13 protein-coding genes are annotated in these 10512 nt (G+C 61.4%); 7 read left to right on the top strand and 6 right to left on the bottom strand.

The window, feature by feature from the left end; translation table 11 throughout:
* Position 1: 1 nt before the first annotated feature.
* Entirely contained in the window at positions 2–223 is a 222-nt protein-coding gene (locus ABB27_RS02430) for a hypothetical protein (RefSeq protein WP_057626645.1), read from the bottom strand.
* A complete protein-coding gene (locus ABB27_RS02425) occupies positions 216–446 on the bottom strand; it encodes a hypothetical protein (RefSeq protein ID WP_057626644.1) in 231 nt (76 codons plus the stop codon). Before ABB27_RS02425 ends, ABB27_RS02430 begins: the two co-directional genes overlap by 8 nt.
* Before the next feature lie 53 nt (positions 447–499).
* Between ABB27_RS02425 and ABB27_RS02420 the strand changes: the two genes are divergently transcribed.
* The 3 genes from ABB27_RS02420 to ABB27_RS02410 all read left to right on the top strand — a co-directional run bounded on the left by ABB27_RS02420 (position 500) and on the right by ABB27_RS02410 (position 2330).
* Positions 500–1435 carry an SOS response-associated peptidase family protein gene (locus ABB27_RS02420; RefSeq protein WP_057626643.1) on the top strand — a complete coding sequence of 312 codons (936 nt, stop codon included), beginning with the start codon at positions 500–502 and terminating at the stop codon, positions 1433–1435.
* Positions 1436–1488: 53 nt separating this feature from the next.
* A complete protein-coding gene (locus tag ABB27_RS02415; RefSeq protein ID WP_057626642.1) occupies positions 1489–1938 on the top strand; it encodes a hypothetical protein in 450 nt (149 codons plus the stop codon).
* 80 nt (positions 1939–2018) lie between these two features.
* Positions 2019–2330, top strand: coding sequence for a hypothetical protein (locus ABB27_RS02410; RefSeq protein WP_057626641.1), 312 nt, complete (start codon positions 2019–2021; stop codon positions 2328–2330).
* A gap of 257 nt (positions 2331–2587) precedes the next feature.
* On the opposite strand, the gene ABB27_RS02405 is transcribed toward ABB27_RS02410, so the two are convergent.
* A complete protein-coding gene (locus tag ABB27_RS02405; RefSeq protein ID WP_057626640.1) occupies positions 2588–3331 on the bottom strand; it encodes a hypothetical protein in 744 nt (247 codons plus the stop codon).
* 481 nt (positions 3332–3812) lie between these two features.
* Between ABB27_RS02405 and ABB27_RS02400 the strand changes: the two genes are divergently transcribed.
* Entirely contained in the window at positions 3813–4361 is a 549-nt protein-coding gene (locus ABB27_RS02400) for an ECF-type sigma factor (RefSeq protein WP_161809598.1), read from the top strand.
* Positions 4362–4501: 140 nt separating this feature from the next.
* Here the strand turns inward: ABB27_RS02400 and ABB27_RS19565 are convergent, their stop codons facing one another.
* On the bottom strand, positions 4502–4762 hold the full coding sequence (locus ABB27_RS19565; protein ID WP_152984401.1) for a hypothetical protein: 261 nt from the start codon (positions 4760–4762) through the stop codon (positions 4502–4504).
* Between the two features lie 479 nt (positions 4763–5241).
* Here ABB27_RS19565 and ABB27_RS02395 point away from each other — a divergent pair, with 479 nt between their 5' ends.
* Together ABB27_RS02395 and ABB27_RS02390 are read left to right on the top strand one after the other, a co-directional pair.
* Positions 5242–6531 (top strand): nucleotide sugar dehydrogenase, encoded by a 1290-nt coding sequence (locus tag ABB27_RS02395; protein ID WP_057626638.1) that lies wholly within the window; start codon positions 5242–5244, stop codon positions 6529–6531.
* Between the two features lie 31 nt (positions 6532–6562).
* Positions 6563–8185, top strand: coding sequence for an FMN-binding glutamate synthase family protein (locus ABB27_RS02390; RefSeq protein ID WP_057626637.1), 1623 nt, complete (start codon positions 6563–6565; stop codon positions 8183–8185).
* Between the two features lie 135 nt (positions 8186–8320).
* On the opposite strand, the gene ABB27_RS02385 is transcribed toward ABB27_RS02390, so the two are convergent.
* Both ABB27_RS02385 and ABB27_RS02380 read right to left on the bottom strand, forming a co-directional pair.
* Positions 8321–9553 carry a TIGR03862 family flavoprotein gene (locus ABB27_RS02385; protein WP_057626636.1) on the bottom strand — a complete coding sequence of 411 codons (1233 nt, stop codon included), beginning with the start codon at positions 9551–9553 and terminating at the stop codon, positions 8321–8323.
* Positions 9537–9968, bottom strand: a complete 432-nt coding sequence (locus ABB27_RS02380; RefSeq protein WP_057626635.1) for an FKBP-type peptidyl-prolyl cis-trans isomerase — start codon at positions 9966–9968, stop codon at positions 9537–9539. The genes ABB27_RS02385 and ABB27_RS02380 overlap by 17 nt, the downstream gene beginning before the upstream one ends.
* Before the next feature lie 60 nt (positions 9969–10028).
* Here ABB27_RS02380 and ABB27_RS02375 point away from each other — a divergent pair, with 60 nt between their 5' ends.
* Complete coding sequence (locus ABB27_RS02375) at positions 10029–10394, top strand: DUF6164 family protein (protein WP_057626634.1); 366 nt, start codon at positions 10029–10031, stop codon at positions 10392–10394.
* The last annotated feature ends 118 nt before the right edge of the window (positions 10395–10512 follow it).

Here is a 10512-nt window from a genome sequence, read left to right as displayed (position 1 = left end):
GCTAAACCATCCCCTGCAGGCTGCCCTCTGAATGCACGCCAAGCTTCACGAGCCATGTGGCCACCAGCTCAATGATCGCCGTCTCGTCTTCCGGGTACTGGTCGATCAGCCGTTCTTCGACTTCGTCGCAGGCCTCCCAAAAGCTCTCGGACTCGCCATGCTCCTGGAGGGCGTGCCGGATCTCATTGAACGCCAGTTCGTAGTCCGATAGCTGCTCACTCATGCTCCGGCCCTCGTTCCAGCATGCCGCACTCCCAGATGATCTCCTCGACCCGGTTGTGGAAGTAGGTCAGGTCCTTAGGGTCGACCAGCTGTTCGATGACCTCGGCCTCGCCGGCGACGGCATCGACTTGGTCCTTGGGCGCGTAGTCCCGGGCGATTCGAGCCGCCCTGACGCGTAGGCCGTGGAGTTGGTCGTCCAGCTCTTCTCGGGTGATGGCGTTCATGGACAAATCCTATGCCCGGTGGGCGTTATGCTCTGGTCAAACGGAGGTGATGCATGTGCTATTCAGCTCAGATCGAAGCCGACTACAAGAAGTTCGTCCGTGAGTTCGGGGCCGTCGTGGATCTGGAGGTCTTCACCCAGCTGTGGCTGCGTGACAACAACAAGACCCGCCGGCCGAAGACGCCCAGGGCGCTGGACCTATCGTTCCTCCGGCCCGGGGACTCGAGCGTGGCCGCCATTGCCGCCGAGATTCGGGAATGGGACAACGAGGAAGTCGCACAGCTTGAGACGAAGCTGACCAAGCAGAGCGAGCGCCTGGCCACCGCCGAGCAGAAGCTGGCCACCAAGCCCACGAAGACCGCGGCGAACGAGCAGCGGATCGCCGGCAACAAGATCGAGCAGATCAAGCGAAGGATTGCCGATCTGAAGCGGGCGAACCTAGAGGCCCGAGATTCCCGCATGTTCCCGGGCTACTACTGTCCGGTGCTGGTCAGTGAGGGCGGCAAATTGGTGGTGAAGCCAATGCGCTACCAGTGCCGGCCGGCTGGCAAGCCTGCCACCTACGATGAGAGGTACCCGGGCACCTACAACGCCCGCCGGGACAACCTGGAGGGCTTCTGGAAGGGCGAGTTTGGGCACACCCACGGACTGCTATTGGTTGACACCTTCTACGAGAACGTGGAGGGCGAGGACGGGAAGAACCGTGTGGTCCAGTTCACCCCGCGCAACGGCGAGCTGATGCTGGTGGCGTGCTTGTGGTCGCACTGGACCGACCCGAAGGGGAAGGAACCCGACTTGCTCAGCTTTGCGGCGATCACTGACGAACCCGAGCCGGAGGTGGCCGCCGCCGGCCACGACCGGACGATCATCAACATCAAGCCCGAGCACCTCGATGCTTGGCTAAACCCGGACCCTGGCAACCTACAGGCGCTGTACGACGTCTTCGACGACAAGCGGCATCCGTTCTACGAGCACAAGATCGCGGCCTGAAATAGAAGCACTTGGTCCAGTTAGCAGGTAGTTAGCCGAAAGGAAGCTTGGTCATGCCGAGGGAAACCGATCAAAAAACAGCCCATTCCCCTGCGGATGATGTGCTGTGGGGAAGCGTAATTGTCGTCTTAGTTTGGGCGTTTGTTGCCTTTTTTACCCGGTTCTTTTGGCGGGGGAGTTCGGCCTCTCCCGTCGAAGCTATCCTGACCTTCCTCAGTGCCGCCCAGGTTGCGATATTTATTGTCAGCTGCCTGATGACGTGGGCGCTTGTCCGCCTGCTCGGCCGGCTTCTTGGAGGCGGCGCGAGCAATAGCGACGGGAAATATTTTGGACGATTAGCCTTAGCTGAAATAGGATCTGCGCTGACTACTGTGGGGGCTCTCCTGATCGCATGCACGATCCTTGGCGGAGGGGTTCACCTGCTTATTGGTAGTTTCGTTGCGCACTACTATGGGTACCTGTTCAAGTCGGAATTTGGAGCCGGAAGCTCATTCAAAGTGTGACAAGTCGACTGCACTGTTTAGCTCTTGCCTAGCGGACTCCTCGTCCCCGCCGCTGAGACAGGCCGGCCCCATGCTGGGCCATGCTCCCAACCCCATACCACTGGATCGACAACCCCGACACCTGCTACCTGTGCTTCAACTACGGGACTGTGGCGGTCTTGAAGCTGGAGACGGGGAGGGTGGCTGGTACGCTCAACTGGCAAGGCCGGTCCTTCTGGTTCAAGGCCGGCTCCTACCGCCAGGGCAAGATGTGGGTTGAGCGCTGGATCGTGGCTCGCGGCAAGGACCTGCCCAGCCGGCCGGTGAAGCCTCGCCGTCGATCGCGGGAGAAGGCAGTGCTGCAGGCCCTGATCAGCAAGCGGCCGGCGGCTGAGGTCAGGGCGCCCAGGTGAGGTCGGCGCAACCCGGGTCCCGCATCCAGCAGGCGCTGAACGCGATCTTCGACGACAAGCGGCATCCGTTCTACGAGCACAAGATTGCTGCCTGAACGGTCATTGGATACCAGTAAAAATTAAGAAGATGCGGGGAAATTGCAGCGAACCGGCCGCGTAGCGCATACGGCGGGGATAGTCGTCGCAACACTCGCCAATGTAAAAGCCCCTCCAAAAGAGGGGCCCCTAAGTTCGTTGCTGCGAAAAGCAGTCAGGCATCAGAATCGGCGTTGGCCGCCCGCAAAATTCCCAATGTCGCATTGACCGGCAAAGTTTGATGCGCCTTGGATGGTGATCTGGCCGGTGCGACGGTCCACATGAATCCTTGGCTTATTCATGCCGTTGAGGCGATACCCGGCAGTGATCACGCCTGGTCCGACCACGAGGTTATCCAGCTCCCACCAGCCATGGTCACCGCCCGAATTGATCGGGGGAACCAAGCCCTGGCTCAAGTGAATCCGGCCATGGTCACCGTACAGCTCGATCTGTACGTCTCCGTTGAAGCCTTCCGTACTGCTGTGGACGGTCTCACTAGACTTCCACTTGTGATCATCCTTGTCCCACGAGTAGGTCGGATCGCTCTTAACTGTTGGCCGAGTTCCTGCGCCGTAACAAACAAGTACTAGCGATTGGCCATCACGGGTAGCCGTCCCTGACGATTGGGAATCGCTTTCCGACTGCCCACCACAGTTAGCCGCTGGGACCGACTGAATCGAAGCGTATCGCCCATCCACTGTGGAAACGGAGATGCACTGTAACGTCTTGGCTTTCCACCAGAAGGTGAAGCGTTGATCGCCCACCGTGTTTGAATCGCGCACTTCGTAACCACGGGAGAGAAGCTGCGTCTCACCTCCCGCACCTCGGGCATCGACGAGGTCTGATACGTCAGGCGGTGTCTCTGCAAAGACTGAAGTGCTGGTCAAGGCGATGCCAAGGTAAATTGTGAGCTTGAGGGTTCGCATTCGGGCGTTATCCTAATGGATGTGCGATATGGGGTGTTGGTGCGAGCCTGTGGAGCGGCATCATTGAAACGCGTGGTTAGCACTTTCGCAATGGGGGCTTAGACTGGGCGCTTAGGCGGACGATAATAAGTTGGTGCCCGCAACGTTCGGCAACACCCAGCATTTGTTCTACGAGCACAAGATTGCGGCCTAAGGCCCGACTATCCCTTCATGGTTCGCCCAATGGCGGCGGACCAATCACGGGCCGCTTGGGCCTTTTGGGCCTTTGCCTCGTGGGCCCGCCGCTGGCCTCTAAACGAACCCATGAAAGCTGCCCTCGGGGTGTACTCCAAGTGCACTAGCCACGTGGCCACGAGGTCGATGACACCCGGCTCTGCATCTAGAAGTGGGGCGATCAAGCGGAGGGTGGGCACCCTAGGTATTACTAAGGTGCGGCTAACACATGTAATATCTGCGCCCGCGCACAAAGCATGGGATTAGTTTGAACCCGATCACGCATTTTTTGCATCGTTGGCAGCAAGGTGACATAGATGCGCGCGACCTTTTGTTCGAGGCCATTTATTCGGACCTCATGCTGATTGCGCGTAACCGCTTGTCCAACCACAGTGGCGGCACACTCGAGCCTTCTGCGCTGGTGAACGAGTCGTTGATGCGACTAATGGGGAGTGAAATCAGCTATAGCGATCGAGTGCACTTCATATCTGTCGCAGCTCTGAAGATGCGCTCGGTTTTGGTGGATCGTTTGCGCTTTAACTCAGCCATAAAGCGCGGCGGTTATGCAGAGAATGTAACAATTTCGCATGCGGACAATGTGGTAGATGAAAGCGCGATAGGTTACGACGTGCTTGCGCTGCATCAAGCGCTAAACCAATTGGTGGAGATTGAACCGCGCGCCGCCAGTGTTATTGAATTGACTTACTTTGGAGGGATGAGCCGGGACGAGATTGCATCGGTGCTCGGAGTTTCAAGTCCCACCGTCGATCGCGAGTTGCGATTCGCGCGCGCATGGCTGAATCGCCGGCTGAGTTGAGTGTCCCGAAGTGGCGCGACGAAGTGGGCGCACGGCGTTAGCTTCGCTGCATCCCAGATCCTTCAGGTGCTGGGCAAGAGCGGTACCCGTTCTATGGGAAAAATTTTGCCAATTGAGCTGAGCTACGGACAATCCGAGGCTCAGTTCCGGTAGCTTTCCTGCAAGGCTTCAAGCTGCTCTGTGGCGGCCAACATACTCTTGATTCTATCCAGTACTGCCTCAATGCTATTTCGGCGCTCCTGCTCGTTGGATGTGCCTGTGGCTTCCTTCAGAGCGCGCCTCGTTAGAATGGCTAAGGCTCTCAGTTTTTCTAGCCGTCTACTTTTGGTCCAAGCGTGATTTGAGGTGGCCATCTCAATAGCGAGATCATCGAGATCTGTTTTTACGTCTTCATAGCTCATCGGGGTGGCCCGAAGCACTAGGTGCGCTTCTATCCCATCACCATAGGCTCTTTCTCGGCGAGTTGTGTGATTCGTTCACCGGGTGAGCTCCTGGATTCACTGTTTGCCAAAGCTACCTGAGACAAAGACCCCCCCCCGTAGGTGGGTTTGTCGTCCTGACTCTTGGGGAAGTCCCTCTTCATCAAAGCTTCCGGGCTACTCTTGGTTGGCTCCCGAAGAGGGGTTCCATAGGGTTGACGTCGCGACTCTGCAGGCACTGATCCGCGGCACTCGGCCGGCCCGCGAGGCGAGGGTGCCGCGGTAATTTTCCTGTGCAGCTTTTGTGCAGTCGATGTGGGAAAATGACCCTGTTTAGTCGACTTGCGTCCCAATTGAATCAATCAGTTAGGGTAGCCTGTGTGACTTAAAATCCGCCGGCCGCAAGGCCTTGCCGGTTCGATTCCGGCTCCGGGCACCAGTTTGCAACCTCAAGGGATGGCATGAGCGCCGAGATCACCGCCGCGGCTGCGCCGCAGATCGCCATCATCGGGCTGGGCTATGTTGGCCTGCCATTGGCCGTTGAGTTCGGCAAGACGCTCGATACCCTGGGTTATGACATCGATACCGCCCGCGTCGCCGAACTCCAGGTCGGGCACGACCATACGCTGGAACTGGATGATGCCGAGCTGAGCGCGGCAGTGCATGCGCGCTATACCTCGGCTGCGGCCGAACTGGCCGCGCGCAATGTTTTCATCGTGACCGTGCCGACCCCGATCGATGCCTATGAGCAACCGGATCTGGCACCGCTGCGCAGCGCGACGGCGTTGATTGCCAGCGTGCTCAAGCGCGGTGACCTGGTGATCTACGAATCCACCGTCTATCCGGGCACTACCGAAGAGGTCTGCGTGCCGTTGCTGGAGCAGGGTTCGGGGCTGCGTTTCAACCAGGATTTCTACTGCGGCTACAGCCCGGAGCGGATCAATCCGGGCGACCGCCAGCGGCGCCTTCCGGATATCAAGAAGATCACCTCCGGCTCCACCCCCGAGGCGGCGGCGCTGGTGGATGGCCTGTATCGGCGCATCATTACCGCCGGTACCTGGCCGGCGTCATCGCTGCGTGTGGCCGAGGCTGCCAAGGTGGTGGAGAACATCCAGCGCGACGTGAACATCGCCTTGGTCAACGAGCTGGCGCTGATCTTCGACAAACTCGGCATCGATACCTTGGATGTGCTGGAAGCTGCGGGTACCAAGTGGAATTTCCTGCCGTTCCGGCCCGGCATGGTGGGCGGCCACTGCATTGGCGTGGATCCGTACTACCTGCTGCACAAATCCGAAAGCGTGGGTTACCACCCGGATCTGATCCACACCGCACGGCAGGTCAACAACCGGGTGGTGGCGCATGTGGTCACCCGCGTGCGTGGCCTGCTTGAGGATAAAAACAAACCACTGCAGAACGCGCACGTGCTGGTGCTGGGCGTGACCTTCAAGGAGGACTGCCCGGACCTGCGCAACAGCCGTGGCCTGGACCTGGTGCAGATGCTGGCCGCCGCCGGCGCGCATGTAGATGCCTATGACCCCTGGGCCGACCCGCGCAATGCGCATGACATGGGTGGTGTGGAACTTGTGAAGGCACCGCAGCAGGGGATCTACGATGCGGTGGTGCTGGCGGTGGCGCATCAGCAGTTCCGTGCCTTCGACGCCGCGCAGATCCGTGCCTTGGGTGTGCCGGACATGGTGGTCTACGACGTGAAATCGGCCTGGCCGAGGCAAGTAGTGGACGACCGGTTGTAGAATCCGCCATCCGTGTAGGTCGAGGACGGTAATGCATCGTTATCTGGTTTATGTGCTGGCGCTGATCCTGTTGCCAGTATCGCTGGCGCTGGCTACCCATTGGCCTGCTTGGTATTGGGGGGTGGGCCTGTTTGGACTGATGGCCTTGCTCGGCACCTGGGACGTGCTGCAGCGGCGCAGCGTGCTGCGGCGCAACTACCCGGTACTGGCGCACTTCCGTTACGGCTTCGAATCGATCGGCCCGGAGATCCGCCAGTATTTCGTGCAGAGCGATCTGGAAGACGTGCCGTTCTCGCGCCAGCAGCGCCAGCTGATCTACCAGCGTTCGCGCAACGAGATGGACGTGGTGCCGTTCGGCACGCTGCGCAGTGCCTACGCGGTGGACTACGAATGGATCAATCATTCGCTGGCACCCACCACCATTGCGCACCACGATTTCCGCGTGGTGATTGGTGCCGAATGCGCAAAGCCCTATTCGGCCAGCGTGTTCAATATTTCGGCGATGAGCTTTGGTTCCTTGTCGGCCAATGCGATCCGCGCGCTGAACAAGGGAGCAAAGCTGGGTGGTTTCTGCCACGACACCGGTGAAGGCTCGATTTCGCCTTATCACCGCGAAAACGGCGGCGATCTGGTCTGGGAAATCGGCTCGGGTTATTTCGGTTGCCGCGATGACAACGGCCGTTTCAGTGAAGAGCGCTTCGTCGAGAACGCCAGTTCCGATCAGGTCAAGATGATCGAGATCAAGCTCTCGCAGGGTGCCAAGCCCGGCCACGGCGGTGTATTGCCGGCGGCCAAGGTCAGCGCCGAAATCTCCGCAACCCGTGGCGTGCCGATGGGCGTGGATTGCGTCTCGCCGTCCAAGCATTCGGCCTTCTCCACGCCGATTGAACTGCTGCAGTTCGTTGCACGCCTGCGTGAGCTGTCCGGCGGCAAGCCGGTCGGCTTCAAGCTGGCCATCGGCCATCCGTGGGAATGGTTCGGCATCGCCAAGGCGATGCTGGAAACCGGGATGATGCCGGACTACATCGTGGTCGACGGCGCCGAAGGCGGCACCGGTGCCGCGCCCGCCGAGTTCATCGATCACGTTGGCGTGCCGATGAATGAAGCGCTGATCCTGGTGCATAACACGCTGGTTGGGCTTGGGTTGCGTGACCGCATCCGCCTGGGCGCGGCCGGCAAGGTGACCACGGCGTTTGATATCGCCCGCACCATCGCCCTGGGCGCTGACTGGTGCAATGCCGGGCGCGGCTATATGTTCGCGCTGGGCTGCATCCAGTCGCTGAGCTGCCACAACGACAAATGCCCGACCGGCATCGCCACCCAGGACCCGAGCCGCTGGCGCCATCTCGAGCCGGTCGACAAGGGCCAGCGCGTGTTCAATTACCACCAGAACACCATGCGCGCGCTGCGCGACCTGCTTGGCGCAGCCGGCCTGCACGATACGTCCGAACTGGGGCCGGAGCACATCCTGCGTCGTGTATCGCCGGTGGAGATCCGCTCGCTGGCCAGCCTGTATCGTTACCTGGCACCGGGCGAGCTGTTGAAGAAGGTGCCTGAGCACACCGTGTTCCGCGAATACTGGGCCGAAGCACGCAGTGATTCGTTCACGCCGCCGGCGCGTATCGCGGCGCTGCGCACCAGCAAGATGTGCTGATCAGGTTTTTGTAGGAGCGGCGTAAGCCGCGAAGCCGGGAGCAACGAAGTGCCGGCTTGTCCGCAATCTGATTGATTGCCAGTGTCGCGGCTTACGCCGCTCCTACATGGAGCGGCGTACGACCATGGGTCGGCACTACAGGATCCAGCGCTCCACGCCTTCGGCGGCGCGCTGGCCGCTGGCATAGCAGGCGGTCAGCAGGTAGCCACCGGTGGGGGCTTCCCAGTCCAGCATTTCGCCGGCGCAGAACACGCCCGGCTGCGCCTTGAGCATCAGGCCATCGTCCAGCGCTTCCAAGCGAACACCGCCAGCGGTGCTGATGGTTTCGGCCATGGGGCGCGGGCGCAACAGCGACAGCGGCAGGCGCTTGAGCGTACGTGCCACCGCTGCAAGGTCGTTGCCGGCATCCTTGCCCAGTACTTCAAACAGCAGACCGGCCTTGGCTGCGTCCAGACCGGCGGCGCGGCGCAGGTGCTCGCCGAAGCTGCGGCCCTTGCGGGCGCGGCCCAGGTCGGCAAGCAGGCGCGCTTCATCGCGGCCGGGCACCAGATCCAGCTCCAGTGTCACCGCACCGTCGCGATTCAGGGTCTCGCGCAGGTCGGCGGCCAGCGCATAGATCAGGCTGCCTTCAATGCCGTACTGGCTGACCACGCATTCGCCTTGCAGCGACTGTGCTTGTCCCTGCAGGTTGGTCCAATGCGCAATCACCGGCTTCAGCGGCGCGCCGGCATGGCGGTCGCGGAAGTGCGCGCTCCAATCGATATCGAAGCCGCAGTTGGCTGGCTGCAGTGGCGCGGTATCAACGCCGCGTTGCTGCAGTACCGGCATCCAGCTGCCATCGGAGCCCAGTTCCGGCCAGCTGCCGCCGCCCACGGCCAGCACCGTGGCATCGGCGTGCACGCTGATTTCGCCATCGGCGGTGGCCATGCGCAGGCTGCCGTCTTCGCTCCAGCCAAGCCAGCGATGCTGCACGTGGAAGCGCACACCTTGTTCTTTCAAACGGCGTACCCAGCCGCGCAGCAGCGGTGCGGCCTTGCGGTCCACCGGGAATACCCGGCCGGAACTGCCGACATAGGTTTCCACGCCCAGACCGGCCGCCCAGCGACGCAGGGCGTCGGCATCAAAGCCGTCCAGCCAGCTGGCGATCTCGCTCTGGCGCTCCCGGTAGCGGCTGTCGAACAGCGGCCGCGGATCGGAATGGGTGAGGTTGAGCCCACCTTTGCCGGCGATCAGGAACTTGCGCCCGGGCGAGCCCTTGGCCTCGTACAGGTTGACCTTCAGCCCGCTTGCGCGCAGGCGCTCGGCGGCAAACAGGCCGGCCGGGCCGCCGCCGATGACGGCAACGGTTTTATCAGCGAGCTTTGACATCGAGCAGTTCTACATCGAAGACCAACGAGGAGCCGGCCGGGATCGGGCCGACGCCGCGATTGCCATAGCCGTATTCGGCGGGAATCATCAGCGTGCGCTTGCCGCCAACCTTCATGCCAGCCACACCTTCGTCCCAGCCGCGGATGACCTGCTTGTCGCCAAGGTTGAAGCTGAACGGTTCGCCGCGATCCACCGAGCTGTCGAACTTCTCGCCGTGCTTGTCGGCGCTGCGCTCGTCGTAGATCCAGCCGCTGTAATGCACTGTGACCTTGCTGCCTGGCACGGCTTCGGCGCCGGTGCCGGGCTGGGTATCGATGTGTTCGAATTTGGCAATCGTGCCGCCCGGCGGCGGGCCAGGCGGGGTGCAGCCGGCGGCCAGCAGGGACAGCAGCAGCGGAATGAACAGGCGACGCATGGCGCGCTCCGTTGAAATGGGCGTGCAGGGTAGCGCATCGTCGCCGGGTATCATGGCGGCATGGCCAAACTGCTGCTCAATCTACGTAATGTCGGCGACGACGAAAGCTTCGAGGTCGGGCAGCTGCTCGACCGCAATGGCATCGCCTGGTACCGCACCGAAGCCAGCCCCTGGGGTATTTCCAGTGGCGGCATCTGGCTGCGCGACAACGACGACCAACCCCGCGCGAAGGCCTTGATGGCGACCTATCAGGCTGAACGCGGGCAGCGGGTTCGCGATGAACGTCAGGCGGCATTGCGTGATGGCAGTGCCGAGACCTTTGCTTCGATGCTGCGGCAGCGGCCAGGCTTTGTGGTCGCGGTACTGCTGGGCATGGTGGCGGCCGCGGCATTGGTATTGCTGCCGTTCTTCCTGCTGCGCGGCTGACCGAGCGGCAGCGACGCTGCTTTGCTCCCTGCCTTTGCAGTCCTTACGCCGCAGGCGGAGCGGAGGGCTGGGGAGGCTAAGCGGTTGCTCCCTCCCTTTGCCGCAGGCAAGGGGAGGG

The organism is Stenotrophomonas terrae (genome assembly GCF_001431465.1).
Lineage (GTDB): Bacteria > Pseudomonadota > Gammaproteobacteria > Xanthomonadales > Xanthomonadaceae > Stenotrophomonas > Stenotrophomonas terrae.
Note: the sequence above shows the minus strand (reverse complement) of the source record. Positions and strands in the feature narration are given on the sequence as shown.

Bases quoted from the DNA above. Each gene is read 5' to 3' on its own strand.
- ABB27_RS02415 (WP_057626642.1), top strand. From the start codon at position 1,489: ATGCCGAGGGAAACCGATCAAAAAACAGCCCATTCCCCTGCGGATGAT.
- ABB27_RS02410 (WP_057626641.1), top strand. From the start codon at position 2,019: ATGCTCCCAACCCCATACCACTGGATCGACAACCCCGACACCTGCTAC.
- ABB27_RS02385 (WP_057626636.1), bottom strand. From the start codon at position 9,553: ATGTCAAAGCTCGCTGATAAAACCGTTGCCGTCATCGGCGGCGGCCCG.
- ABB27_RS02375 (WP_057626634.1), top strand. From the start codon at position 10,029: ATGGCCAAACTGCTGCTCAATCTACGTAATGTCGGCGACGACGAAAGC.
- ABB27_RS02405 (WP_057626640.1), bottom strand. From the start codon at position 3,331: ATGCGAACCCTCAAGCTCACAATTTACCTTGGCATCGCCTTGACCAGC.
- ABB27_RS02380 (WP_057626635.1), bottom strand. From the start codon at position 9,968: ATGCGTCGCCTGTTCATTCCGCTGCTGCTGTCCCTGCTGGCCGCCGGC.
- ABB27_RS02390 (WP_057626637.1), top strand. From the start codon at position 6,563: ATGCATCGTTATCTGGTTTATGTGCTGGCGCTGATCCTGTTGCCAGTA.
- ABB27_RS02420 (WP_057626643.1), top strand. From the start codon at position 500: ATGTGCTATTCAGCTCAGATCGAAGCCGACTACAAGAAGTTCGTCCGT.
- ABB27_RS02425 (WP_057626644.1), bottom strand. From the start codon at position 446: ATGAACGCCATCACCCGAGAAGAGCTGGACGACCAACTCCACGGCCTA.
- ABB27_RS02430 (WP_057626645.1), bottom strand. From the start codon at position 223: ATGAGTGAGCAGCTATCGGACTACGAACTGGCGTTCAATGAGATCCGG.
- ABB27_RS02395 (WP_057626638.1), top strand. From the start codon at position 5,242: ATGAGCGCCGAGATCACCGCCGCGGCTGCGCCGCAGATCGCCATCATC.
- ABB27_RS19565 (WP_152984401.1), bottom strand. From the start codon at position 4,762: ATGAGCTATGAAGACGTAAAAACAGATCTCGATGATCTCGCTATTGAG.